The sequence below is a fragment of the uncultured Desulfovibrio sp. genome (assembly GCF_944324935.1).
Lineage (GTDB): Bacteria > Desulfobacterota > Desulfovibrionia > Desulfovibrionales > Desulfovibrionaceae > Desulfovibrio.
This window is the reverse complement of the sequence record NZ_CALUYG010000003.1, coordinates 21065-45616: the sequence shown is the minus strand read 5'-3', so window position 1 is coordinate 45616 and position 24552 is coordinate 21065. Positions and strand designations below refer to the sequence as shown.

Below are 24552 nucleotides of genomic sequence, written 5' to 3'. Positions count from 1 at the left end.
CGCGCGAACCGTGCCGGGAAATGCGTCAGGCGTCCGCCTCGGCCAGGCGTCCGTCCCGCAGCTGATAGCGCTGGCCGCAGGCAGGGCAGCGCAGATCCTTCGGCAGTTTTTCGCCGCAGGCGCATACCCAGCCGTGCTGGCGGGCCGGATTGCCGTAGATCAGGGCAAAATCGGGCACGTCACGGGTGACGACGGCTCCTGCCCCCACGAGGGCGAACCGTCCTATGGTGATGCCGCAGACGACGGTGGCATTGGCGCCGATGCTGGCCCCCCGCCGGACAAGCGTCGGGCGGGCTTCATCCATGCGGCGGATATGGGCGCGCGGGTTGAAGACATTGGTAAAGACCATGCTCGGGCCGCAAAAGACGTCATCTTCCAGCGTCACGCCCTTGTAGACGCTGACGTTGTTCTGGATCTTGCAGCCCCTGCCGATGCGAACGTCCGGGCCGATGACGACGTTCTGGCCTATATTGCAGTTTTCTCCCACCACAGAGCCGGACAGAACATGGGTGAAATGCCAGATTTTTGTGCCGTCGCCGAGGCTGACCGCATCGTCGATGCAGGCCGTTTCGTGCACGAAGGCGCCGGAGCCGCTCATGCCAGAGCCTCGCGGAGGGCTGAGGCGACGGTGCGGACCTCTTCTTCCGTCAGATAGGGGTGGAAGGGCAGGGCAAGGATGTTGCGTGAGGCCTGGAGCGCCGCCGGCAGATCTTCCGGCGCGTAGCCCAGCCGGGCAAAGACGGCAAGGCAGTGCTGGGGCTTGGGGTAATAGATGTTGGTGGGGATGTCCTGCGCCTTGAGACGCTCCATGACGGCGGGGCGCCTGCCGTCGGGCAGCAGCACGCAGAACTGGGCCCAGGCGCTGCGGTTGCCCTCCGCCACATGGGGAGGCGTCAGCCCCTCGATGCCGGAAAGATGCCGGGCATAGCATGCGGCCACCTTCTGCCGCGCGTCCAGCTCCTCGGGGAATATCTCCAGCTTGGCCAGCAGGATGGCGGCCTGAAGGGTATCCAGGCGTCCGTTCAGGCCAAGACGCACATTGTCGTATTTGTCGCTGCCCTTGCCGTGTACCCGGATGGAGCGCAGCAGGGCGGCCAGATCGTCGTCATCGGTGAAGACGGCGCCGCCGTCGCCGTAACAGCCCAGCGGCTTGGCGGGAAAGAAGCTCGTGGCGGCCGCATGGCAGCCCACAGCGCCATGACGTCGCCCGTGATGCGTGCCGCCGAAGCTCTGGGCCGCGTCTTCCAGTACCAGCAGATCGTGGGCCCGGGCCACTTCCAGCAGCTCCGCATACGGCGGGGCCTGCCCGAACAGATCGACGGGGATGACCGCCCGAGGGGTCAGCTTGCTTGCGCGCGCCGCCTCGGGAAGCGGATAGAGGCTCGCATCCTGCCGAAGGACGGCTTCCACGGCACGGGCCAGCAGGTCGGGCCGCATATTGAAGGTCTGGGGATCAATGTCCACAAAAATGGGCGTTGCGCCCAGGAAGGCGGGCTCTTCCGCCGTGGAGAAGAAGGTGAAGGGCGGTACGAAGACGGCGTCGCCCGGGCCGATGTCCCAGGCCATGAGCGGCATGAGCAGGGCATCCGTGCCGGAGGCGCAGGTGATGCAGTGCCGCGCGCCGGTAAAGGCGCAGAGGGCGGCCTCCAGCTCGGCCACTTCCGGGCCCATGATGTATTTCCCGTGATCCAGCACGGCCGTCATGCGGGCCTCGATACGGGAGCGGATGCGTGTCTGTTGCGCGGCAAGGTCGATGAACTGCATGGATTTTCCTCTCCGTAGGTGCTTACAGCCGCCAGAGGTCGAAGCCGGCTTCGCGCAGGGCATGCTTGTCCCAGAAGCCCTTGATGTCCATGAGGCTGACGGGAGCGTCGCCGAACATGCCCGTGATGACATCGGGCGTCAGGGTGCGGAAACGTTCGTGCGCTACAGCCAGGATGAGCGCGTCGAGCCGGGTCAGGGCCGAAAGGGGCAGCAGTTCCTGTCCGTACTCGAGCAGGGCCTCGGCGGGGTCGGCTTCCGGGTCATGCACAAGGGGGGTGATGCCGTACTCCTTCAGTTCCGTCACGATGTCCACCACGCGCGTGTTGCGGATATCCGGCACATTTTCCTTGAAGGTGAAGCCCAGGATGCCTACGCGTGCGCCCTTGACGCGCCTGTCGGCCTCGATGAGCCGCTTGACGCAGGTCTCGGCCACGAATTTGCCCATGCCGTCATTGATGCGCCGGCCGGCAAGGATGACTTCGGGATGGCAGCCGATCTCCTCCGCCTTGTAGGTGAGGTAGTAGGGATCGACGCCGATGCAGTGGCCCCCGACGAGCCCGGGGCGGAAGGGCAGGAAGTTCCATTTACTGCCCGCGGCTTCCAGCACTTCCAGCGTATCGATGTCCAGCTTGTTGAAGATGATGGCCAGCTCGTTCATAAGCGCGATGTTGATGTCGCGCTGGGTATTCTCGATGACCTTGGCGGCTTCGGCGACCTTGATGGACGAGGCGCGGTGGATGCCCGCGCTCACCACGCTGCCGTATATCTGCGCCAGCAGATCGGCCGTGGCCGCATCCGAGCCGGAAACGATCTTGCGGATGGTCTCCAGCCGGTGCACCTTGTCGCCGGGATTGATGCGCTCCGGCGAGTAGCCGAGGGTGAAATCCTGCGGGAAGCGCAGGCCGGATTCCGCCTCAAGGATGGGGCGGCATTCCTCTTCGGTCACGCCGGGATAGACCGTGGATTCGTAGCAGACAACACAGCCTCGCGCCATGTGGCGGCCCACAGTGCGGCTGGCCGCGCGCACCGGCGTCAGATCCGGCCGGCGGTGGTCGTCCACCGGGGTGGGGACGGCGACGATGATGACCGCTGCCCGGCGCAACTGTTCCGGGTCATCGGTAAAAAGGGCCTTGCAGCCGGCAAGCTCCTCGCCGTCCACTTCCCGGGTGGCGTCATGGCCCCGGCGCAGGGCGTCCACACGGGAGCTGTTGACGTCAAAGCCGATGACGTCGAAATGCCGGGCCAGCGCCACGGCAAGGGGCAGGCCCACATAGCCGAGCCCCACAACGGCGACAGCGGACGTCCCCTGCCGCAGTGCATCGAGAGAAACCATGCCCTCTCCTCTTTCCCATTCGTTACGTCTGCCGGCACGTGATCGTGGCCGGCCCTTCAGCCGTGCTGCGGGCGCGCAGCCCGACGCCGCATCGCCTGCCGTCGGATCGCGGCATCAGTGCGCCCTTGCGCGCCGCTCGTGCCGCCGGGGCAGCGCCACAGCGAAAATGCCTAGTATTCCAGCGGCAGCGAGACCGTCTTGTTGTCGCGGGCGCTGCAATACGCGGCAATGAGGATCTCAAGGGACTTGAGCCCCTCGCGTCCGTCCGTTTCCGGTTCCGCTTCGCCGCGCAGCACATCGATGACATTCTTGTAATAGAGCGGGTGGCCGAAACCGTAGACGGAAGTCGTGGCATAGCTCGATTCCGCCACCGTGGCATCGTAGTCGCGCGGTTCGTCGAACTTCCAGATCTGGATCTCGTTGACGGCCACGCCGCCGACGCGGGCCGTGCCCTTTTCGCCGAGGATGGTGATGGAGCCTTCCAGGTTCTTGTCATAGGTGAGCATGGTGACGGCCATGGAGCCCAGTGCGCCGTTGCGCCAGCGCACATTGAGCACGCCCGAATCTTCCACCTCGATATGCCGCGCCAGCGTGCCGGTCATGGCCTGCACGTCGGCCACGGGCCCGATGAGCCATTCCAGCAGATCCACATAGTGACTGGCCTGATTCATGAAGGCCCCGCCGTCCATTTCCCATGTGCCGCGCCATTTGGCCGAGTCGTAATAGGATTGCGGACGCGTCCAGAAGACATTCAGATGCACCATATAGATGCGGCCGAAGCGCTGCTCGTCGATGGCGCGCTTGAGCATCTGGAGCGTGGCGTTACGCCGGTTCTGCTTGACCACGAAGAGACGGCGTCTGGCTTCGTCGCAGGCCTGGATCATGGCCAGGCCGTCTTTCCAGCGGGTGGCCATGGGCTTTTCCGTCATGACATGCCGTCCGGCACGGGCGGCTTCGATGACCATTTGCGGATGCAGCCCGCTCGGCGTGCAGATGGTCACAAGATCGCAGTCGCAGGCATCCAGCAGCTCGGTAAGCGAAGCAAAGCCGGGGACGCCATACTGCTCCATATGAGCGCGCAGGACAGCGGGATCGCTGTCGCAGACGGCGGCCAGCTCCATGTTTTCCTGGTGCTTTTCAATGGAGCCAAAATGATTTTTGGAGATACGGCCGCAACCGATGATGGCGTTTCTGATCTTTCTGCCGGTTATGGTAGGAAACATGTTCGGACTCCCGCATAAGGTGTCGGAAACGATAGCCTGTTCTCCGGGAGCGGTCAAGGCGCGGCTCCAGCGGGACGTGGAGGTGTCGGCAGCCTTTTTTCTTGTGGTCTGACCGTGCCGGAGATAGACTGGCGTATATTGATGCTCGTCATCCCCGAACCCTTACGGCGCGTGTTTTCACGCCAAGGAGGTCACATGTTTGAATCCGCCGCGCTTGGGCGAAAATGCGCAGACAAGGAATACGAAGTCGCCATGCAGCAGTTGCGCCTGCGCCTGTTCGAGGCGCAGCGCCAGTGCCTGGCCCGCAGGATCCCCGTGCTCATCACCATTGCCGGACTCAACGGGGCAGGGCGGGGGGCCGTGGCCAACCTGCTTTCGGAGTGGATGGACGGCAAGCACCTGCACCACCATGCCTTCTGGTTCGAAACGGACGAGGAGCGCGAGCGTCCCCCCTTCTGGCGCTACTGGCGTCAGCTGCCGGCGGCAGGCGAGGTGGGCGTCTTCCTGGGCGGCTGGTACGGGCCAGCCGTGCGCCTGCGGGCCTGCCGCGACATCACGGAGGAGGCCTTCACGAGCCGTCTGCACCGGCTGCGCGGGCTGGAGAACAGTCTGGCCGCGTCGGGCATGGCCATCATCAAGCTCTGGCTGCATCTGGACAAGAAGACCTTTACGCAGCGTCTCAAGCACCGGCTTGCCCATCAGGAAGTCTTCCACTTCACGCCGTATGACAAAAAGACCTCGGGCAACTACGACGGTCTGGTGGAGGGCATCTCCACCGCCATCCGGCTGACGGATCGCCCGGAAGCGCCCTGGACCATCGTGGATGCCGCCGACGCCAACTACCGCAATCTCTCCGTGGCGCAGGCCATCATTGCCGGCATGGAGCGCGCCATGCGCGCGCAGGACGCCAAGGCCGGACGCGTGGCCCTGGAAAGGGAGCAGGACAAGGACGGCGGCAGCGTACAGGAAGGGCTGGTCTCCAGCCTGGAGGCCATCGATCTCAGTCTGTCCCGGGAGCCGGAGCACTACCGCAAGGAATTGAAAAAGCTCCAGGAAGAGATTTTTGCCCTGACCTATCATGCCTACCGGCGCGGCATTTCCAGCACCCTGATCTTCGAGGGCTGGGACGCGGCCGGCAAGGGCGGGGCCATACGGCGCGTCATCAGCGGCGCGGATGTACGCATCACCCAGGTCATCCCCATCAGCGCCCCCTCGGACGAGGAGCTGGCGCACCATTATCTCTGGCGATTCTGGCGGCACATACCGCGCGCGGGCTTCATCACCATCTATGACCGCTCCTGGTACGGCCGTGTCCTCGTGGAACGGGTGGAAAACCTCACCCCGCGGGAAGACTGGAGCCGGGCCTATGCCGAGATCAACCATTTCGAGGAGCAGCTCACCGAAGACGGCAACATCCTGCTGAAATTCTGGCTGCACATCTCCCCTGACGAACAGCTGCGCCGCTTTGAGGAACGGCAGCAGACACCGTGGAAGCAGTACAAGATAACGGATGAGGACTGGCGCAACCGGGAAAAGCGCGATGCCTACAGTGTGGCGGCCGACGAGATGTTTTTGCGGACGAGCACGGCCTATGCGCCGTGGCACATCATCCCGGCCGAAAACAAGAAATATGCGCGTCTGGCCGTCCTGCGCTGCTACCGGGACGCCCTGAGAGCCGCGCTGGTCAGGAAGCCGGCACAGCGCAAGGACGAACGGGCGCACAATGCCGACCGTCCCGATGACGGCAGGCCGAAGCGCAAGAAGAAATAGCGTGGCGCCGGCTTGAGACGCTGTGCGGAGGGCGGAAAGGCAGGGCTTTCCCGCCCCTCCTGTGTTTCCGCCGTCAGGCAGGCAACAAGAAAGCCGCCTTGCGGCGGCTTTCTTGTTGACGTGTGCTGGCGGACGGGATCAGGCTTTCGTGGTCGCGGCGGCAGCCGCCTTGGCACGGTTGGTTTCGCGGATATCCCGGATGCGGGCGCGGGTCGCCCTGGTGACGGAGATCTGCCACCAGGTATGGAAGCCGAAGCCGAGCATGACGATCTCGGTGAAGAAGAAGAACAGCCACTGCAGATGGCGGTCGGCCGGTTCGGGGGCGCTTTCCTGGGCCAGCCAGTATTCGGCCAGCTCAGTCTTTTCTTCAGGGGTGATGCTGTCCATCCCCTTCTTGAGGATGCTGAACAGGATGGGCCAGTCCTTGCGCACGGCAATGGCGTGGCCGTAGCTGGACTCCACGCTGCCAACCTTCTCCATCTGCATGATGCCGGCCGTGTGGATCTTTTCCTTCAGGTTGAACTCATAATCAATGATGGCGTCGGCATCGCCGTTGACCACGGCCTTGAGCGCGTCCACAGTGGTGGCGCAGGGCACCACTTCCACTTCGGGATGGTGTTCCAGGAGGAAGTCATGCCAGGAGTAGGCGGCCACCACAGCCACCTTCTTGCCGTGCAGATCGGCCACGGTGATGTTGTGCAGGCCGGAGGTGCGGGGCGCCCTGATGACGCCGGGTTCGTTGATGTAGGGCTCGGTAAAGAGCATATACTCGCTGCGGCGCGCCGTCTGGGCGGCGGCCATGTACATGTCCACTTCGCGGGCCTGCGCGCTGTGCTCGGTGGCGGCCCAGTCATTGAGGCGCAGCGGCAGGAACTGGATGCCGGTCAGGTGGCTCAGAAGCTTCATGTAGTCGCCGCCAAGGCCGGAATACTGACCGCGGCCGTCAAAGGTTTCAATGGGGTAGAAGTAGGGGTCCACACCTACGGTGACCTTGCCGTGGTTGGTGATCCAGGCCTGTTCTTCGGGGGTGAGCTTGCTGATGATGGGTTTCTTGTCCTGGATCAGCTCGTCCACGATGTGCGTCTTCTGCTGGAACACGCTGGGGAAGAAGGTTTCCAGGCCGATGTACACCTGAACGACGGTCAGGAGCAGGGCAAGGAGAATGGAAAGCAATAAACGCATGGTGATACTCCGCTATGGCTTCGACACCTTCGGGGTCGAAGATGACTGGCTTGTTCGGGACGTCCGCGGCCCGACAGAGGGCGGCGCATGACATGATGAACGGTCGTACACTGCCGGCGGGAGGGGCGGCGCCGGCGTGCGTGTCGCTCCGGCAGCCGCCACCCCGGCACCAAAACCGCTAAACGATGTCCTCGTCGTCTTCCATGGTGTCGAACAGCACTTCCTGATCGGCTTTGCCGAACAGCAGGTAGCGCATGGTCGAGTGCGGAATGGAAAGCAGTTCCTGCTGCTTGCCCAGGAAGAAAATGGCCCCGAGGGCGACCCAGGCAAAGAGCATGGCCCAGTTGGGCACGTTGATGGCTACGGGAGAGCTGGGGATCATGAGCAGGCCGATGCAGATAAGCGATGTAATGGCGCCCAGAGTGCAGACGGGCTTACCCCAGGAGGATTCGCGCAGCTCAGGGTGCGCAAGCAGATACTTGCGTGCCGTCAGGCAGGCGAAAAGGTAGGCAAGCGCCGTGCCGATGGACGATGTGGCCACGATCCAGTCAAGAGCCGGTCTCCCGAACCACGGCACAATCAAGGTCAGCGCCGTAATGAAGACGACGCTCTTCCAGGCGGTATTGTATTTGGGATGCACTTCGGAGAAGAAGCCGGGCAGGAATTTGCTGCGGCCCATGCTGAACAGCAGGCGCGTGGTGGCCATGAAGAAGCCGTTCATGCCTGTCAGAATGGCCGCCAACACGGGAACGGCAAGGGCTACCCCGCCCCAGCGGCCGAAGATTTGATTGGCGACCCAGCCCGTGGCCCAGTCATGGTTGGCGGCCAGCAGTTCCTTGTAGGGGATGAGGCCGGCGACGCACAGCGTGACGAGGGCGTAGATGACGGCGCCGCAGATGATGGAAAGCAGCATGAGATCACGGGCTTTGCCGGGAGAGAAGGAGAACTCCTCCGCCATCTGCGGGATGGTGTCAAAGCCCACATATAGCCATGGCGTCAAAGCCAGCACCATCATGATGCAGGCAATGGCCGAGCGGTTTTCCGCAAAGAGGGGCTGAAGGTTGTCGAGGCTCGCGGTCTCGGCGGTGGCCGTGCCGATGGTGAGTACCAGCACGCCGATGGTCAGGGCAAAGGCCAGGAAGACCTGAACGGCACTGGCCGCATCAACTCCACGGAAGTTCATATATCCGAAAACGAGCAGGATGACCGTAATGTAGCCCACTTCGCTGAGGTAGATATCCCAGTCCAGAACGGTATAGAGATGGCCGAACTGGATGCTTTCCCCTAGCAGGAAGCGTACCAGCAGAATGATGGCCGTGGCGTTGGCGGCAATGACACAGACATAGCTGAGCACCAGCGCCCAGCCGCAGATGAAGGCTCCCTTGGAGCCGAATCCCGCGTAGGCGTACACAAAAGCCCCGCCCGCCACCGGATAGGGCTTGATGAGAAAACTGTAGCCCAGCGCCACGATGCACTGAAAGAATGCGCCGATAAAAAAAGCGATGATGGTACCCAGCGGGCCGGCATTGGGCAGAAAGGTGATGCCGGGCAGCATGAAACACCCCCAGCCCACGATGGCGCCCAGGGCGAGCGCCAGCACTTCGGTGGGGCCGAGAGTTTTGGCAAGAGCCTCGCGTGCTTCCTCCATCAGCTCATGCTTTTCTGGTAAATCCCCCATGTGATCCTCCAAAATATGATTTGTCCAAAAAAGAACATTGGACACACTAAAGGCAGAAGCCTCGCCCGTCAAGGGCAGGCAACCGACTATACGCAGCGGCCGGCCTTTTGGCTAACCGTACTTGAGTACCATTGTGCCGCAACACACGAGCAGGACGGCCAGGATGCGGCTGGGCGTAAGCTTTTCGCCCAAAAAGATGACGGCCATGAGCATGCCGAAAATGACGGATGTCTCGCGCAGGGCCGCCACCATGGCGATGGGCGCCTTGGTCATGGCCCAGATGGCTATGCCGTAGGAACCCAGGCCGCACAGCCCGCCGAAGATGCCTATCCCCCCGCGCTGCCGGAGATAGGGCAAATATTCACGACCATGCCGCAGGAAGACGTAGATATGCAGCGGGAAGATGTTGAGGAAGAATATCCAGCAGGCGTAGGCCACGCCGTAGCCGTCGCCGCCGGCCGACGCGCCGAAACCGTCCGCCAGCGTATAGCCGGCGATGACGAAGGAGGTGCGCAGGGAGATGAGGATGCCCCGCAGGTTGGCGTGCCGTTTCAGATTGTCCAGGGAAAGCGCCAAGATGCCGAGGCAGAGGATGGCGACCCCGCTCCAGCTCGTCAGGCTGAGTCCCTGACCGAGGCAGAGCATGACGATGGAAGTGATGAGGGGGGCGCAGCCGCGCATGATGGTGTAGCCGATCGAAAGATCGACTTCCTTGTAGGCGGCGGAGATGCAGATGTAATAGGTGAGGTGACAGCAGCAGGAAAGGGCCAGGAACGGCCAGCAGGCGGCAGGAAGCGGTGGGAGGAACGGCAGGATGAAGAGCGTGCCGAGACCTCCTCCCAGAGCGTTGAGGGCTGACTCGAAGAGCTTGTTGTCCCCTCCTTTGACGATGATGTTCCACGTCGCGTGCAGAAGGGCGGCTCCAAGAACCAGCAGCAAGATATGGCTTGGCAAAACGAACCTCCCCATTTGCCGACAGTATGCAGAGTCGATGGCGCATCCTGCCATGAGGGAGGAAAAAAGGCAACAACCTTGCGGGTTTTTGAGCGGGATTGCCGGTCGGGAGACTCCTGAACCGCGGCGGGGATCTGTCTAAAATGGATATATTTCAAATTATTGCCGTCTATCATCCACCCGCCGTATCGCAAGATCGTTTTCTTTTTCACATATGTTGGACAAAAAAACTCCGGCGACATCGTCGCCGGAGGCTGGATCAGGAGAGCGGGCGGAGCGTCAGCGCCGCTTCACCGCCGGAACTAGATTTTTTCCAGCGTGTAGCTGCGGCTGCCGAGCCCTATCTCTTCGCCATAGCTGAGCTGCAGGGGGCCGCGGGTGTTGGGCCAGCGCGCCGTGAACTTGTCGTCGCCGGGCGCGACCTTGAGGGTGGGATCAAGACAGGGGGCCTGATTGACCAGATCGAAGCAGGCCTGATCCAGGGCCACGGGGTCGGTGGAAGCCAGCAGGCCGATGTCCGGCACGAGCGGCATGTCGCTCCAGCCCACGCAGTCGCAGTCCGGGGTGACGTTCATGACGAAGTTGATGTAGCAGACGTTCTTCTTGCCCTTGACGACGCCGTAAGCGTATTCGGTCATGCGTTCCACAAAGGGGGTCATTTCCGTCGCCCAGTCGATACTGATGGCCTTGGTGGGACAGACGGTGATGCATTCAAAGCAGCCGATGCAGCGGCTGGTGTCCACGCTGCTTTTCTTGTCCTTCAGGCTCAGGGCCTTTTGCGGGCAGTTCTTCACGCACTTCCCGCAGCCGATACAGGTGGCGGCGTCCACGGACACATGAGTGCCGTGCTGGTCGCGCTTGCCGCGCACCGAAGCGCCGCCCATGGCCAGGTTCTTGATGGCCCCGCCGAAGCCCGCCATCTCATGCCCCTTGAAGTGCGAGAGCACCACCATGCTCGGAGCGCGGCGGATTTCCGTGGCGATGTGCACATCCTTGAAGTGTTTGCAGTTGATGCACACGGGCACGTCGTTCTCGCCGTAAAGGCCATCGGCGATGACCACGGGCGCCTGTACCACCGAGGGGGCGAAGCCGTGGCTGTAGGCGGTCTGCAGGTGGTCGACGGCATTGTGCCGCGTGCCGGAATACAGTGTGGTGGTGTCCGTCAGGAAGGGTTTGCCGCCCGCACCGCGCACCTTGTCCACCACCTGACGCACCAGGGCAGGGTTCAGGTGGGTGTCGTTGCCGTATTCGCCGAAGTGCAGCTTGATGGCGGTGAGATCATTCTTGCGGACGACCCGTTTGAGTCCCACCGCGTCGCACAGCCGGGCCAGCTTGGCGATCTTGCTGTCCTCGTGCGAGCGGGTGTGCATGTCCGTGTAGTAGACAGTTGCAGGCATGATATCCTCCTTGGTTAGACAGGCCGGCGGGACGGTTCCCGGAGCGGGACATGCCCAGCCGGCAAGATGCGTGTATCGTGTCGTCGCGGCGGTGGCAAGAGTGGGGGGACGGAGACGGCCCCTACCAGCCGCGGATGCGCTCCCAGCGGGCCGTGATCCGCCCCTGTCGCAGCACATGATACGCGTCGTACTGCGCGGCGGTGGCGCAGGCATGGTTGGGCAGGATGCGCAGGCGGCTTCCCGGGGGGAATCGCTCATGCAGGGCCGGAACGGGGACGGCCTCCCCGGGGCGGAAGCTGATGATGCCGTGTTCCTGATTGCATTCGCTGACCCGCAGGCCCGGCAGGGTCGTGCCGCCCAGAGTGCAGGGCAGACCAAAACCCCAGCGGGCGAAGCATTCGTCCAGACCGCGGTCCTGGGCAAGGGCCATCCAGCCGGCGTCCGTCACCAGCGCCCCGTCCTGACGGCGGTGGCCGATGACCGTGGCAAGGACGCTGAGCGCCACCTCGTCCGTCGTGCAGACGCCAAGGCCGCACATGGTCAGATCCATGAAGGGATAGACGCCGGCGCGTACCTCGGTGACGCCCTGGGGGTATTCGCCCAGCAGGGCCGTGGGTGTGGAACCGACGCTGCGTACGGGGCACTCCAGGCCTGCCGCGCGCAGCCTTTCGGCGGCGGTCAGCACGGCTTCTCCTTCCTGGCGGGCCAGCGCGGCGATATGGGCCGTATCCGCGCGGGCATAGGCGGCGCCGGCATGGGTCATCACGCCCCGCAGCGTCAGAAAGGGTGAGGCCTGCACCGCCGCGGCCACGGCAAGAAGTTCGTCGCCCGCCGGGTCAAGGCCGCTGCGGTGTCCGTCGCAATCCAGCTCCAGCAGGACGGGGAGCGGCGTGTCCGTGCCGGCAAACAGGCGTTTGGCCGCCGCATCCAGCAGGCCGGCCGTCACAGGATCGTCCAGCACGACGGAAAGATCCGCTCCCTGCCGGCGCAGGGCAAGCACCCGTTCCAGCTTGTCGGGCACGATCCCCACGGCATAGCAGATGTCGGTCACGCCCCGGGCCGCGAAATATTCCGCCTCAGCCAGCGTGGAGACCGCGGCCGGGCCGGAAGGCGTCCGAAGAAGGCGCTGTGCCGCGGCCATGCTCTTGCAGGTTTTGAGATGCGGTCGGGCGGACAGCCCCTGCCGCGCCAGATGGCGATTGAAGCGGGCGATATTGCCCGCCATGCGTGCTTCGTCAAGCAGAAGGCAGGGGGTGGTCAGGGCCGGATCATCCGGCAGACAGCCGTCGGGCAGGCAAGGGGACAGGGTCATGGCAGTTCCTCGGCGGAGCGTGGGGCGGCAGCTTCCGCAACCAGCGCCGTCAGCCGCCGGGCGGTTTCCTGGGGCGCATCCGCATCGCAGGTCAGCCGTCCCAGCAGGCGGCCGCCGCGCTGCGCCTGCTGATGCGCGTAGCATTTGTCGTAATAGTGGAGCACACGGCCGGCGGCTTCGTCAAGTCGTCCCGCGCGCACCAGCTCGCAGCAACGCGCACTCGCCTCGCTGCCCAGACGGCGGTGCAGTTTCTGCAGGCCCGCGCAGAGCGCATCGGCGATGGCCGGAGGCGGCGGGGATCCTGGGGCGGCGCTGCCGTAGATGGCCGTCAGGCGGCGGATGCGCAGGGGCAGGGGCAGTTCCACCACAAGCAGCGGCGCGCTGTCGATATGGCGGAAAAACTCGTCGCACAGCGTAACGTGGCCGATGCGGCGGCTTTCGTCTTCCAGCCAGACGGGGCGTCGGGGATCGAGCGCGCGCCATTGCTCGAACAGGCTGTTTTCAAAAGCTTCATTGCCGGGCTGGGGATCGCTCAGGCCCACGGCCCCGAAGGCGGAGCCCCGATGACGGGCCAGACCTTCCAGATCGATGATCTGCTCTCCCCTGGCCGCGAGCGCGTGCAGGATGTCCGTCTTGCCGCAGCCGGTCATACCGCCCAGCACAAGGACAGGGCGGGGACTGGCCAGCACCTTGCGCACATGAGCGCGAAAAGCGCGGTAGCCGCCGTGCAGCAGATGTACCGTGAAGCCGCAGCTTTCCAGCAGCCAGCCCACGCTGCGGCTGCGCAGGCCGCCCCGCCAGCAGTGGAGCAGCACATGGCGGCGGGCCGACGCCGGTCCCGCCTGCTCAGGAGCGGCGCTCCCGTGCGGAGGGGCGTCGTCCGGCGGGGCGGAGCGGCTCCGCAGCAGATCCGCTGCCTCCGGCGTCAGCGGCCGCGGGGGGCAGAGACGCCGGGCCGTCTCCACCATATCGGCCAGCTTGCCGCCCACCAGCCGCAGAGCAAGCAGGGAGGCTGCCTCCTGCCCCTCACGGGCATAGGCCGTGCCCACCCGTGCACGTTCCTCATCGGAAAAGAGCGGAAGGTTCTGCGCGCCCGCCATATGGGCCGTCTGGAATTCAGCAGGGGAGCGGACGTCCAGCAGGGGCAGGCCGGCATCGCGCAGACGCAGGAAATTTTCGACAGGGTGCAGCACTGGCATGACGGTCTTCCCGGGACAGAGCGCGGGAAAAGGCTCCCGTGCGGACGGGGTGCAGACAGGGACGCATTGTCTGCACCGCGAATATGCGGGAGAGTTTTCCCGTAAGGCGTCGGTTTCGGCGTCCCGCAGCGGGGCGGCATGGCTCCCCGTCGTTGCGGCGGGCGGCGGGCCGTCGCATCCCCTTGCCCTGCGGCCATGCTACGCCAAAAAGGGCCGTGTGTAAAGATGCGGACACACTGGCCCTTGACAGGCAAAAGAAGGGAAAGCTAAAATAAAAAGAATTTATGTATAACTATTTTACGACGTTGAGGAGGCCGATATGGCTGTGCATGTGGTCGATCATCCGCTGGTGCGGCACAAGCTCGGGCTGCTGCGCCGGGAATCCACGGGAACCGGCGAATTCCGCACTATCGCCAATGAGCTGGCCAGGCTGTTGAGCTATGAGGCCACCAAGTCCTTCACGACCGAAAAACTGACGGTACAGGGCTGGGCCGGGCCGGTGGAGGTCGAGGCCATCTCCGGCAAGAAGGTGACGGTCGTGCCCATCCTGCGGGCGGGACTCGGCCTCATGGACGGCGTGCTGGACATGGTGCCGGGAGCGAAGATCAGCGTGGTGGGCCTGTACCGCAACGAGGAGACGCTGGAGCCGGTGGAGTACTATGTCAAGCTGGCGGGCAATCTGGAACACCGCTATGCCATCATCCTCGACCCCATGCTGGCCACGGGCGGCTCGCTCATCGCCACCATCGACCTGCTGAAGAAGCGGGGCTGCCGTCAGATGTGCAGCATCAACCTCGTCTGCGCCCCGGAAGGCATCGCCCGCCTGCAGCAGGCGCATCCCGACGTGGACATCTATACCGCCGCCGTGGACAGTCACCTGAATGAGCACGGCTACATCATCCCCGGGCTGGGCGACGCGGGCGATCGCATCTTCGGCACGAAATAGCAACGGGAGACGTGATGCACGCCACGACCGCCCATGACGATCCCTGCCGCTATGTCTTTCGCCTGCGGGAAGCGCTGCTCGGCGCACAGATGCTCTTTGTGGCCTTCGGCGCGCTGGTGCTGGTGCCGCTGCTGACCGGTCTGGACAGCAATGTGGCCTTCTTCACCGCGGGTGTCGGCACGCTGATCTTTCAGCTGGTGACGCGCGGCAAGGTTCCCATTTTCCTGGCCTCCTCCTTTGCCTTCATCGCGCCCATCATGTATGGCGTGAAAACCTGGGGCGTCCCGCAGACGATGGGGGCGCTCATCTTTTCCGGTCTGCTCTATGTGGCCCTGAGCACGCTCATCCGCTTTCGGGGCACGGCCGTCATCCTGCGCATCCTGCCGCCCATAGTGACCGGCCCGGTCATCATGGTCATCGGGCTCGTGCTGGCGCCGGTGGCCGTCAAGATGGCGCTGGGGCTCTCCGGTGACGGCACACAGCAGCTCATTCCCCGGAGCACGGCGCTGGCGCTGTCCATGTCGGCCCTGCTGACGACGGTGGTGGTGTCTCTGCTGGGGCGCGGCCTGCTGCGGCTGGTCCCCATTCTCTGCGGCATCGCCGTGGGGCTGCTGGTGGCGCTCGGCCTCGGGGTCGGCAACTGGGAGGCCGTGCATGTCGCACCGTGGTTCGGCCTGCCTGACTTCGTGCTGCCGCAATTCTCCTGGGAGCCCATGCTCTTCATCATCCCCATTACCGTGGCGCCGGCCATCGAGCATTTCGGCGACATCATCGCCATCAGCTCGGTAACGGGCAAGGACTTCCTGCGGGATCCGGGCATCAAGAACACCATGCTGGGCGACGGGCTGGCCACTATGGCCGCCTGCGCGCTGGGGGGACCGCCCAATACCACATATTCCGAAGTGACCGGGGCCGTGACGCTGACGCGGGCCTTCAATCCCGCCGTTATGACCTGGGCGGCCATCTGCTCCATCCTGCTGTCCTTCGTGGCCAAGGTGGGCGCGTTCCTGAACTGCATCCCCGCGCCGGTCATGGGAGGGATTATGATCCTGCTGTTCGGGGCCATCATGGTGGTGGGCCTGAACACGCTGGTGCGGGCGGGGCATGACCTGCTCCAGCCCCGCAACATGGTCATCGTGGCCCTGATCATCATTTTCGGCGTGGGGGGCATGCAGTTCGATTTCGGCTCCTTCACGCTGGCGGGCATCGGCCTTGCGGCGGTCACCGGCGTTCTGCTCAATCTGGTGCTGCCGCGCGACAACCCGCGCGACTGAGCCGGACGGACGGTCCCTCATCTGCCGTCCACAGGGACGGACACGCACGCGAGACGCCAACGGCGGCAGCCCGAAAAAGGCTGCCGCCGTTTTATCGCTCAGGGAAGGCGGGCAACGCTCCCGGGCGGTCTGCCGCCAGAGAGCGCGACCCATAGGGCATGCTGAGCCCGGCAAAATATATCACACCTCCCCCACATGCGGAAAGCGTGCCCAGGTCCCAGGCTCAGGACTCATTACGTTTTTTTGCGGGAGAAGAAACCCCTTTGCCCTGCTGGCGATGTCCGCAAGGCCCCGCGTCGCCTGACGGGCACGTCCCTGCGGGACGCCTTTCGGTTACCGTCTGCGCGTACCGTCTGCGCGGGGGACCCGCCTTTTCGCAGCGGAGCGGGAAAAGGCTCCTCGGCATCCTTCCCCCAAACCATCCCTTCCTCAGCGCGCTTTTCCCGGGGAAACGTCGGAGACACGAGACGCCCCGCCCTCAACGAAAAGCGGAGCGTGTACGGGTCGTTTATTTTATCTATCGAAATTATTTGTAATATCTATGCCAATACGCCCTAGCGGGGCGGTTGCCCCTGAGGATCGTCCGTCTCAGTCTCCGCACCGGCATCCTTTTTCGCGGATGGCGTTTCCAGAGGCCCTTCGGACGCTGCGGCCACGACATGCGGCAGGACGAGCCCCGTAAAGACGCAGTCCTTGCGGACGGCCTCACGCGCCCGTGCGGCAAAGGCCGCATACGGCAGGGTGGAGTCGCCGTTTTTGCCCAGCCGGACGGTGAAGGCGGCAAGGCTTTCCTCATCTTCAAAGGGCGTGCTGCTGTGCAGGGTCTCCAGCGCGTGGGCAAAGAACTTGATGCGCACGACCCGCGTTTCGCCCTGCTGCCAGAGCTCGAAGGCCAGCGTCGCGGCGGGGGGGATGATGTCGGCGGGATAGCCCGAGGCCTGCCAGTGCACGTCCAGCAGGGCGGCCACATTGGCGATGTTCACGTCCGAGCCCACGAAGACGACGATGGGCGATCGATTGGCCCGGCTGTCCGGCAACTGTCCTTGCAGGGCGGCCAGCAGTTCGTGGAGCAGGGTGCTGCCCTGCGCGCCCGCCACGGAAGGCGTGCGCTGGACGGCATTGAAAACGGCGCTGTGCAGGCTCAGGATCTGCCGCATGGTGGCGGTGTCCGCCTGGCCCCAGGCGGCTGATTCGCTGGGCCACTGGCTGAATTCCTGCAAAAAGACGTCCGTCAGGCTGGAGGCGATGCCGAGTCCTCCCTGGATGAAGGCCCGTGTACCCTGCCGGGCAATGGCGACGGAGGAGGGGATGGAGGAAAGACGACAGCCGGGCGGCAGGGCATAGCGCGTGCATAATTCCGCATCCGCCGGGCCGACAAGGCTGTCCAGCAAGGAGATCTCCCGGGCGTATTCGGCATTGAGACCGGGCAGGCCGTCGTCCATGTTGTTCAGAACGTCCTTGGCCGTGGCGGCCAGATGGAAGACGCACATGCCGTTCTGTACCGGATGGAAGAGCGGGTCGGGCGCGAGATCGCCGATGGCATAGCCGCTGTCGCCATGCGGGAGGATGCCGCGCAGCAGGGCTGTGGCCGTGGCCCGGGCGGGCTGGCAGGTGTCGGCGCGCACATAGACGGCGGCCGGCGAGGCGTTGGCCGGCAGTACGCCCAGTGCCAGGTAGCGGTTACGCAGCTCGCTCCAGAGCTCGCTGACGAGATCCGCCCCCCGCCGGGTCAGCTCGCCACGGCTGGCCGGCCATTTGGGCCAGGCGCGTTCCGTCCAGGAGTCCAGCATGGCCTCGCTTTGCAGGGGAGCACTCACCCCGGAGCGCGTCAGGGCCACCACCTTGAGCAGACGAGGGGCGGGCGGTTCGGCCGCCATTGCCGTTGTTGTCAGGCAGAGCAGGCAGCAGCACAAAACAGGCAGCAGGATGCTGACAGGGGAAGATTTCCGCATGTGCACATCTCCTTGCCGCAAACTATAGCGGTAAAGGAGCTGGTGGGCAATGGGACGCGCATACATCCCGCGCGTCGGGCGGTACGCATGGCGGGGCGCTGCGCCCGCATGGACAAGGGGCCTTTCCCGTGCTAGGTTCAGCGTTCATTGAATTTACGCGCGGCAAGGCGGCCTGTTGCGGGCCGGAGTCGCCGGAAAACGAACTGCGTGGCGGATCGCCGGGCGGTTTTTCGCATTTTCCGCGCGGCGGCCGCAGGATCGCTGGTCGCTGTCGGGAGCGTGGCGTCGGCGATCCCCCGCGAGCCTGCCTGCCAGCGGGGATCGGCCATGCGCCGAAAGGATGGACAAGAGCGGCCCCGCAGGGGCGGAGATTGCATGAGCAGACTGACCAATCGTCATTTTTTGAAGGAAACGGATTTTACCCCCGAAGACTTCCTCTATCTGCTGGATCTGGCGGCAGCCCTGAAGAAGGCCAAGAAGGAACGGCGGGAACCGCGTTTTCTGGAAGGGAAGAACATCGTCCTTCTGTTTGAAAAGGACTCCACGCGCACGCGCTGCTCCTTCGAGGTGGGCGCGCATGACCAGGGCGCTTCTACAACCTATCTTGGCCCCTCGGGCTCCCAGATGGGCAAAAAGGAATCCATGGCCGATACGGCCCGCGTGCTCTCCGGTTTTTATGACGGCATCGAATACCGCGGCTTCGGTCAGGACATCGTGGAGCGGCTGGCTTCCTATGCCTCCGTGCCGGTCTGGAACGGCCTGACCAATGAATGGCATCCCACCCAGATGCTGGCCGACATGCTGACCATGCGCGAGTGCTGCACCAAGCCCCTGCGGGAGCAGACGCTGGCCTATCTTGGCGACGCCCGTTACAATATGGGCAATTCGCTCATGGTCTGCTGCGCCATGCTGGGGCTGGACTTCCGCTCCGTGGCCCCGCGCCCCCTCTGGACGTCGGATGAGGTCTACCAGACGGCCTGCGCCATCGCCGAAAAGACCGGCGCGCGCATCACCCGTACCGAAAGCGTGGAAGAGGGCGTACACGGCTGCGATTTCCTCTATTCCGACGTCTGGGTGTCCATGGGCGAGCCGGATGAAGTCTGGCAGGAGCGTATTAATCTGCTGACGCCCTACAGCGTCGATGCCGAGGTCATGCGCAAGACCGGCAATCCGCAGTGCGGCTTCCTGCACTGCCTGCCCAGCTTCCATAACCGGGAAACCACCATCGGCGAAAAGATCTACCAGCGATTCGGCCTCGAATACATGGAAGTCAGTGACGAAGTGTTCGAAGGGCCCAACAGCTACGTCTTTCAGGAAGCGGAAAACCGCATGCACACCATCAAGGCCGTCATGGTCGCCACGCTGGCCGACGTGCCGGACGCCTTCATTTACGGCTGATCCGGCGGTCTGTCGCATGTTTTGCAGGGGAGTCGCCGCCGGACAGGCGGCGGCTCCCCATTTCTCTTCAACGCTCTCTCTCCATAAGGAAAGGAGTTCGTCATGCTGTTGTCGGCATCCCGCCTGCTGTCATGCCTCTGCTGCTGTCTGCTGCTTCTTTGCGCCGCCCCGCCGGTCAGGGCAAACGCTCAGGACGAGGCCGCTGAGACCGCGGAGCTGCGCGTGCTGGAACAAGAGCATCAGGCCCGCATCGGCCTTGTGGCCGTGGATGTGGACAGCGGGCGGAGGCTGGCATGGCGCGGTGATGAGCGATTCACCTTCTGCAGTACCTTCAAGGTGCTGCTGGCCGCCTGCATACTGGATCGCTCCGTCAGCGATCCGAACCTGCTGACGGAGCGCCTGCACTGGTCCCCGCAGAAAGAAGTGGACTGGTCGCCCATCACCGGCGGGCACGGCAGCGACGGCATGACCATCGCCGACCTGTGCGCCGCTTCCCTCGGCTTCAGCGACAATACCGCCACCAATCTTCTGCTGGATTGCCTCGGCGGGCCGCGCAGCGTGACGGATTACGTCAGAAAGCTGGGCGACGTCACCTTTCGTTTGGACAGGATGGAGCCGGAACTCAATCTGTCGGCTCCCGGCGATGAACGGGATACGACCACGGCGCTTGCCTATGCCCGGACGCTCCAGTCCTTGCTGACGGGGCAGGCCCTGCCTCCCGCGCAACGCCGGCAGCTGCTGGCCTGGATGGCCGCCTGCACGACCGGCACGGGGCGCATACGCGCCGGTCTCCCGGCAGACTGGCGGCTGGCCCACAAGACCGGCTCCAGCGGCGGCCTCGTCCATGACGTGGGCCTCGCGGAATCCCCCGACGGCCGGCGGATCCTCCTGGTCATCCTTACCCATTCGCCAGATGGCGCGGACATGGCCCGCAAGGAAGCCCTCATCGCCTCTGCCGCCCGCTGCGCCCTGCGCGCGCTGGGAGTGCGTTAGAGCGTTTCACCTTTTTCAAAGCTAAAACGCTCTAACTTTCAATTTACGATCTGTCGAAAAGGGGAGACGTGGACCGTCTCCCCTTGTGCATCATGTACTCAGCAGATCCGTGGCAGTTGCGCGCCCTCGAGCATGCCAAGCAGGCGCTGCCCGCCGATAAGGGTACGCAGGACGACCTGTCCGGCGCGCTCGGCGCCGACGGTGCCTATGCGGGCGGCTTCCTGGCCGTAAGGCGTGGCGCGCATGGCCGCAAGCACGGTATCGGCCAGGGTTTCGGGCACGATGCAGAGGCATTTGCCCTCATTGGCCAGGTAGAGCGGATCAAGGCCGAGGAAGGAGCAGCCGCTGCGCACCGCCTCATGGACAGGGATGGCCTGCTCGTCCAGTTCGATGCTGACGCCGGACTGTTCGGCGATCTCGTTGAGGGTGGTGGCCAGTCCGCCGCGCGTGGGATCGCGCAGCACATGGATCTCGCCGGGCATACCCGCCGCCTCGGCAGCGGTGAAGACGGCGCGGACAAGGCCGTTGAGCGGCGCGGAGTCGGAGCGTACGTCGGTCAGGAAGGAAAGGCCCTCCCGGCTGCCCATGATGGTCAGGCCATGATCGCCCACCGCGCCGCTCACCAGCACCGCATCGCCCGGACGGGCCCGATGGCCGGAGGGCTCCGGCTGCACGAGCAGATGGCCGATGCCCGTGGTGTTGATGAACAGCTTGTCGCAGGCCCCGCGTTGCACCACCTTGGTATCCCCGGTGACGATCTGCACCCCGGCCTCCCGCGCGGCGGCGGCCATGTCGGCGGCCACCTTGTCCAGCGTGGCGAGGGGGAGGCCCTCCTCGATGATGAAGGCGCAGCTCAGATAATGGACATCGCCGCCCAGCATGCTCACGTCATTGACCGTGCCATGCACGGCAAGCGTGCCGATGCTGCCGCCGGGGAAAAAGAGCGGGGTGACGGTGTAGGAGTCCGTGCTCATGGCCAGCGGTTTGTTGTGGGAGGACGAAACGGGCAGCAGGGCGGCGTCGTCCATGCGGTCCAGGAGAGGGTTGGCGAAATGGCGCAGGAAGCACTGGCTGATGAGGCGTTGCGAGGCGCGACCGCCGCTTCCGGCATCCAGCAGTATGCAGTCATCCATAAGTAGTTCTCGGCAAGGTTAAAGGCTGAGGTGCGTATCCATCTGGTCCGTTACACACGGTTCCCCTTCCCGATAAAAGCGCGCTGGGGAAGGGATGGGGGGCCCTTCCCCTCGAAAAAACAAGCCGCGAAGAGTATCAGCAATCCTCATTCCGGGCATACTTGAAATAGGCCGCGCAACTGCCCTCGGTGGAGACCATGCACGGACCGACAGGGGTTGCCGGCGTGCAGGCCTTGCCGAAAAGGGGGCATTGCGGCGGTGTGAGACGCCCCTTGAGGACCTGACCGCAGCGGCAGCCTGGCAGGGGCGGCACGTCGGGAAGGCGCAGATCCAGGCGGCGCATGGCGTCAAAGCGGGCAAATCCTTCGCGCAGGGCCAGGCCGCTTTGCGGAATGCGGCCTATGCCGCGCCACAGGGCGTCGGCGGGCTGGAAACACTGGTCCAGAAGGGCGCGGGCGCGGGGGTTGCCGCCATCGTCCACGGCGCGGGCATAGGCATTGACCACCTCGGCCCGTCCGTCCCGCCGCTGTTCGGCCATGAGGCAGAGGGCCAGCAGGATGTCCGCCGGTTCAAAGCCGCCCACCACGGCGGGCACATGATATTCCCCGGCAAGGAAGGCGTAGGGGGCCAGTCCGAGGATGGTGGAGACGTGCCCCGGCAGCAGAAAGGCTTCGATGGGCTGCTCCTGCTGCTGGGGATCGTCCAGCAGGGCGCGCAGGGCGGGGGGCACAAGCTTGTGCAGGGAAAGCACGCAGAAGTTGTCCAGCCCCCGTTGCTGCGCGGTAAGGATGGTGGCGGCCACCGTGGGCGCGGTGGTCTCGAAGCCGATCCCCAGAAAGACCACCATGTCTCCGGGGTGTTCGGCGGCCAGCGTCAGCGCATCCAGTGGCGAATAGACGATCTCGACGCGCGCGCCCTGCGCCTTGGCGTGCTTGAGGCTTTTGCCGCCGGGGCCCGGCACGCGCAGCAGGTCGCCGAAAGTGGCCAGGATGACGCCGTCACGCCCGGCCAGATCGAGAAAGGCGGCCACTTCCGCATCATGGGTGACGCAGACGGGGCAGCCCGGCCCCGAAAGGTGGCGCACCTGCTCCGGGAGCAGCGAGCGCAGGCCGCTTTGAAAAATGGAAACGGTGTGCGTGCCGCAAACTTCCATGAAGCGCAGGCTGCGGCCGTCGAGCGCCGTCCGCAGGCGATCCAGCAGGCTGTGGCAGAGATGCGGGTTCCGCAAGGCGGCCGTCAGGCGGGAGGAGGTGTCGAAAGCTGGATTCGGGGATGTGGGCTGTTCCGCCATAGCGATAGGTCCTCAGGGAAAAGCAGGGTTGCTGGGCCTTCAGTGAAGGACGGAGCGTATGGCCGTCCGTACTCGTCTGTTTTGGGGGATGGCTTGCCGCAGGGAAGCGCAGAGCGTCGGGCAAGGCGCGTTCCTCCTGATAAAAGCGCGCTGGGGAAGGGATGGTGGCTAGGGGGAAGGGAAACCCCTCTCGCGCCGGCGGAGGGGTTTCCCCTTCCCCCTGAACAAACAACGAATAGTGGTAACAGGCCCTACGGCATGAGGGGGGCCAGCTGTAGCCCGGTCTCCACCGGCAGGCCGCACATGAGGTTGGCGTTGGCGATGGCCTGCCCGGATGCGCCGCGACAGAGGTTGTCGATGGCGGAAACGATGATGAGCCGCGAGGTGCGCGGATCGACCACAAGGCCGATGTCGCAGAACATGGTCCCCCTGACGTTGCGGGTCTCCGGCAGGCTGCCCTTGGGCAGGATGCGTACCCAGCGGCTGCCGGCCCAGGTGCGGACGTAGGCGGCATGCACCTCGTCCAGGGTGATGCCCGGCTGTTTGAGCTTGGTGTAGATGGTGGACAGGATGCCGCGATTCATGGGGACAAGGTGCGGATTGAAGGAAAGGGTCACCGGCTTGCCCGCCAGAAGGGAGAGTTCCTGTTCGATCTCCGGCGTATGACGATGTTTGCCGAGGCCGTAGGCCCGGAAGGTATCCGCCACTTCGCAGAACAGGGAGGTCACGACGCCTTTGCGGCCGGCGCCTGTCGTGCCGGACTTGGCGTCGATGACGATGTCCTCGGCCTCGATGAAATCATTTTTGAAGGCGGCATAAAGGCCCAGGACGGCCGACGTGGGATAACAGCCCGGATTGGCGACCAGATAGGTCTTGGCGGCCTCGGCGGCGTACAGTTCCGGCAGGCCGTAGACGGCCTGGGGGAGGAACTCCCTGCGGGTATGGGGCACATACCACTGTTCGTACACGTCCACGTCCCTCAGGCGAAAATCGGCGGAGAGATCCACCACCTTGGTGCCTTCATTGACGAGGTCGGCGGCCATCTCCATGGCCTTGCCGTGCGGGACGGCCAGAAAGACCACATTGCATTCGCGCGCCATGCGGCGTGGTTCGTACTCGCTGATGACGACTTCCGCGCCGGAAAGGTGCTCCAGGAAGGGATAGAATTCGCCAAGGCGGCGTCCGGCCTCGGCCCGTGAACAGGCCATGTTCAGGCGCATGCAGGGGTGCATGGCCAGCAGGCGGGCCAGTTCCATCCCGGTATAGCCGGTGATGCCCACAAGACCGGCGCGAATCATGTCAGGCATGGGGGTCGCTCCTTTGTTGCTATGAGGTTGGGGGGCGGGGGGCACGGTGCGGGGGCTCCCCGATAGTCATACACAGGCGCGCATGGTCGCCGGCGAGGGCGGGCGGAGGGAGGCCGCTCAGGCCGTCGGCGTGCCGTCGCCGGTCGAACCGCACTTCATCACATATTTCATGCGCAGTTCATAGAGCAGACTTTCCAGCAGCCGGCGTTCCTGTTCATCCAGGCCCTGCGTGGTTTTGCGGTGCAGCATCTCCAGCATGTCGATGCTGTGCCGGGCCAGCCGGGGATGCACGACCTGCGTGCCTGTCTCCGGGTTGGGGACCTCGCCGAGCTGCACCAGCGCGGCGGAGGCAAGCGACATGACAAAGGTGGAGAAGGTGACCTCCGGCAGAGTGTCCCGGGCGGGACCGTCGTTGTTCTGGCTCATGCGGAACATCCTTTGGGGAC

General features: G+C 64.5%; 20 protein-coding genes. 5 read left to right on the top strand and 15 right to left on the bottom strand.

What is annotated here, in order from left to right; all coding sequences use genetic code 11:
* Nucleotides 1-25: 25 nt before the first annotated feature.
* The 4 genes from Q0J54_RS01365 to Q0J54_RS01350 all read right to left on the bottom strand — a co-directional run bounded on the left by Q0J54_RS01365 (nucleotide 26) and on the right by Q0J54_RS01350 (nucleotide 4320).
* The gene (locus Q0J54_RS01365) at nucleotides 26-598 is read right to left on the bottom strand and encodes an acyltransferase (RefSeq protein ID WP_296303502.1); all 573 of its coding nucleotides are present in this window, start codon (nucleotides 596-598) and stop codon (nucleotides 26-28) included.
* A complete protein-coding gene (locus tag Q0J54_RS01360; RefSeq protein ID WP_296303501.1) occupies nucleotides 595-1764 on the bottom strand; it encodes a DegT/DnrJ/EryC1/StrS aminotransferase family protein in 1170 nt (389 codons plus the stop codon). The genes Q0J54_RS01365 and Q0J54_RS01360 overlap by 4 nt, the downstream gene beginning before the upstream one ends.
* Nucleotides 1765-1786: 22 nt before the next feature.
* On the bottom strand, nucleotides 1787-3097 hold the full coding sequence (locus Q0J54_RS01355) for a nucleotide sugar dehydrogenase (RefSeq protein WP_296303500.1): 1311 nt from the start codon (nucleotides 3095-3097) through the stop codon (nucleotides 1787-1789).
* Between the two features lie 170 nt (nucleotides 3098-3267).
* A complete protein-coding gene (locus Q0J54_RS01350; RefSeq protein WP_296303499.1) occupies nucleotides 3268-4320 on the bottom strand; it encodes a Gfo/Idh/MocA family oxidoreductase in 1053 nt (350 codons plus the stop codon).
* A 195-nt stretch (nucleotides 4321-4515) separates the two neighbouring features.
* On the opposite strand from Q0J54_RS01350, the gene pap reads away from it, so the two are divergent.
* A complete protein-coding gene (gene pap / locus Q0J54_RS01345) occupies nucleotides 4516-6090 on the top strand; it encodes a polyphosphate:AMP phosphotransferase (protein WP_296303498.1) in 1575 nt (524 codons plus the stop codon).
* Nucleotides 6091-6228: 138 nt separating this feature from the next.
* On the opposite strand, the gene Q0J54_RS01340 is transcribed toward pap, so the two are convergent.
* From Q0J54_RS01340 to mnmH, 6 genes are all read right to left on the bottom strand, one after another.
* On the bottom strand, nucleotides 6229-7272 hold the full coding sequence (locus tag Q0J54_RS01340) for a transporter substrate-binding domain-containing protein (protein WP_296303496.1): 1044 nt from the start codon (nucleotides 7270-7272) through the stop codon (nucleotides 6229-6231).
* Nucleotides 7273-7450: 178 nt separating this feature from the next.
* Complete coding sequence (locus tag Q0J54_RS01335) at nucleotides 7451-8950, bottom strand: APC family permease (protein ID WP_296303495.1); 1500 nt, start codon at nucleotides 8948-8950, stop codon at nucleotides 7451-7453.
* Between the two features lie 111 nt (nucleotides 8951-9061).
* Nucleotides 9062-9904 (bottom strand): DMT family transporter, encoded by an 843-nt coding sequence (locus Q0J54_RS01330; protein ID WP_296303494.1) that lies wholly within the window; start codon nucleotides 9902-9904, stop codon nucleotides 9062-9064.
* Nucleotides 9905-10206: 302 nt separating this feature from the next.
* Nucleotides 10207-11301, bottom strand: coding sequence for a DUF362 domain-containing protein (locus Q0J54_RS01325; protein WP_296303493.1), 1095 nt, complete (start codon nucleotides 11299-11301; stop codon nucleotides 10207-10209).
* A gap of 121 nt (nucleotides 11302-11422) precedes the next feature.
* Nucleotides 11423-12613 carry an alanine racemase gene (locus Q0J54_RS01320; protein ID WP_296303491.1) on the bottom strand — a complete coding sequence of 397 codons (1191 nt, stop codon included), beginning with the start codon at nucleotides 12611-12613 and terminating at the stop codon, nucleotides 11423-11425.
* Nucleotides 12610-13812, bottom strand: coding sequence for a tRNA 2-selenouridine(34) synthase MnmH (gene mnmH / locus Q0J54_RS01315; RefSeq protein WP_296303490.1), 1203 nt, complete (start codon nucleotides 13810-13812; stop codon nucleotides 12610-12612). The genes Q0J54_RS01320 and mnmH overlap by 4 nt, the downstream gene beginning before the upstream one ends.
* 319 nt (nucleotides 13813-14131) lie before the next feature.
* Here mnmH and upp point away from each other — a divergent pair, with 319 nt between their 5' ends.
* On the top strand, nucleotides 14132-14758 hold the full coding sequence (gene upp / locus Q0J54_RS01310; RefSeq protein ID WP_296303489.1) for a uracil phosphoribosyltransferase: 627 nt from the start codon (nucleotides 14132-14134) through the stop codon (nucleotides 14756-14758).
* A gap of 14 nt (nucleotides 14759-14772) precedes the next feature.
* Entirely contained in the window at nucleotides 14773-16032 is a 1260-nt protein-coding gene (locus Q0J54_RS01305; RefSeq protein ID WP_296303488.1) for a uracil-xanthine permease family protein, read from the top strand.
* Nucleotides 16033-16586: 554 nt separating this feature from the next.
* On the opposite strand, the gene Q0J54_RS01300 is transcribed toward Q0J54_RS01305, so the two are convergent.
* Complete coding sequence (locus Q0J54_RS01300; protein ID WP_296303487.1) at nucleotides 16587-17984, bottom strand: histidine-type phosphatase; 1398 nt, start codon at nucleotides 17982-17984, stop codon at nucleotides 16587-16589.
* Nucleotides 17985-18359: 375 nt separating this feature from the next.
* On the opposite strand from Q0J54_RS01300, the gene argF reads away from it, so the two are divergent.
* Nucleotides 18360-19382 carry an ornithine carbamoyltransferase gene (gene argF, locus Q0J54_RS01295; protein WP_296303486.1) on the top strand — a complete coding sequence of 341 codons (1023 nt, stop codon included), beginning with the start codon at nucleotides 18360-18362 and terminating at the stop codon, nucleotides 19380-19382.
* A gap of 102 nt (nucleotides 19383-19484) precedes the next feature.
* Nucleotides 19485-20375 carry a class A beta-lactamase gene (bla, locus tag Q0J54_RS01290; RefSeq protein WP_296303485.1) on the top strand — a complete coding sequence of 297 codons (891 nt, stop codon included), beginning with the start codon at nucleotides 19485-19487 and terminating at the stop codon, nucleotides 20373-20375.
* Nucleotides 20376-20473: 98 nt separating this feature from the next.
* On the opposite strand, the gene hypE is transcribed toward bla, so the two are convergent.
* From hypE to Q0J54_RS01270, 4 genes are all read right to left on the bottom strand, one after another.
* Nucleotides 20474-21508 (bottom strand): hydrogenase expression/formation protein HypE, encoded by a 1035-nt coding sequence (gene hypE / locus Q0J54_RS01285; protein WP_296303483.1) that lies wholly within the window; start codon nucleotides 21506-21508, stop codon nucleotides 20474-20476.
* 136 nt (nucleotides 21509-21644) lie between these two features.
* On the bottom strand, nucleotides 21645-22799 hold the full coding sequence (gene hypD / locus Q0J54_RS01280) for a hydrogenase formation protein HypD (RefSeq protein ID WP_296303481.1): 1155 nt from the start codon (nucleotides 22797-22799) through the stop codon (nucleotides 21645-21647).
* 251 nt (nucleotides 22800-23050) lie between these two features.
* Nucleotides 23051-24106 carry an N-acetyl-gamma-glutamyl-phosphate reductase gene (gene argC / locus Q0J54_RS01275; protein ID WP_296303480.1) on the bottom strand — a complete coding sequence of 352 codons (1056 nt, stop codon included), beginning with the start codon at nucleotides 24104-24106 and terminating at the stop codon, nucleotides 23051-23053.
* 117 nt (nucleotides 24107-24223) lie between these two features.
* Entirely contained in the window at nucleotides 24224-24532 is a 309-nt protein-coding gene (locus Q0J54_RS01270) for a DUF1844 domain-containing protein (protein WP_296303479.1), read from the bottom strand.
* Nucleotides 24533-24552: the final 20 nt, after the last annotated feature.

Coding starts and splice junctions, on each gene's coding strand:
- Q0J54_RS01270 (WP_296303479.1), bottom strand. CDS start 24,532: ATGAGCCAGAACAACGACGGTCCCGCCCGGGACACTCTGCCGGAGGTC.
- Q0J54_RS01355 (WP_296303500.1), bottom strand. CDS start 3,097: ATGGTTTCTCTCGATGCACTGCGGCAGGGGACGTCCGCTGTCGCCGTT.
- Q0J54_RS01335 (WP_296303495.1), bottom strand. CDS start 8,950: ATGGGGGATTTACCAGAAAAGCATGAGCTGATGGAGGAAGCACGCGAG.
- Q0J54_RS01340 (WP_296303496.1), bottom strand. CDS start 7,272: ATGCGTTTATTGCTTTCCATTCTCCTTGCCCTGCTCCTGACCGTCGTT.
- hypD (WP_296303481.1), bottom strand. CDS start 22,799: ATGGCGGAACAGCCCACATCCCCGAATCCAGCTTTCGACACCTCCTCC.
- mnmH (WP_296303490.1), bottom strand. CDS start 13,812: ATGCCAGTGCTGCACCCTGTCGAAAATTTCCTGCGTCTGCGCGATGCC.
- Q0J54_RS01350 (WP_296303499.1), bottom strand. CDS start 4,320: ATGTTTCCTACCATAACCGGCAGAAAGATCAGAAACGCCATCATCGGT.
- upp (WP_296303489.1), top strand. CDS start 14,132: ATGGCTGTGCATGTGGTCGATCATCCGCTGGTGCGGCACAAGCTCGGG.
- hypE (WP_296303483.1), bottom strand. CDS start 21,508: ATGGATGACTGCATACTGCTGGATGCCGGAAGCGGCGGTCGCGCCTCG.
- Q0J54_RS01325 (WP_296303493.1), bottom strand. CDS start 11,301: ATGCCTGCAACTGTCTACTACACGGACATGCACACCCGCTCGCACGAG.
- Q0J54_RS01365 (WP_296303502.1), bottom strand. CDS start 598: ATGAGCGGCTCCGGCGCCTTCGTGCACGAAACGGCCTGCATCGACGAT.
- Q0J54_RS01320 (WP_296303491.1), bottom strand. CDS start 12,613: ATGACCCTGTCCCCTTGCCTGCCCGACGGCTGTCTGCCGGATGATCCG.
- Q0J54_RS01305 (WP_296303488.1), top strand. CDS start 14,773: ATGCACGCCACGACCGCCCATGACGATCCCTGCCGCTATGTCTTTCGC.
- Q0J54_RS01300 (WP_296303487.1), bottom strand. CDS start 17,984: ATGCGGAAATCTTCCCCTGTCAGCATCCTGCTGCCTGTTTTGTGCTGC.
- argC (WP_296303480.1), bottom strand. CDS start 24,106: ATGCCTGACATGATTCGCGCCGGTCTTGTGGGCATCACCGGCTATACC.
- Q0J54_RS01360 (WP_296303501.1), bottom strand. CDS start 1,764: ATGCAGTTCATCGACCTTGCCGCGCAACAGACACGCATCCGCTCCCGT.
- pap (WP_296303498.1), top strand. CDS start 4,516: ATGTTTGAATCCGCCGCGCTTGGGCGAAAATGCGCAGACAAGGAATAC.
- argF (WP_296303486.1), top strand. CDS start 18,360: ATGAGCAGACTGACCAATCGTCATTTTTTGAAGGAAACGGATTTTACC.
- bla (WP_296303485.1), top strand. CDS start 19,485: ATGCTGTTGTCGGCATCCCGCCTGCTGTCATGCCTCTGCTGCTGTCTG.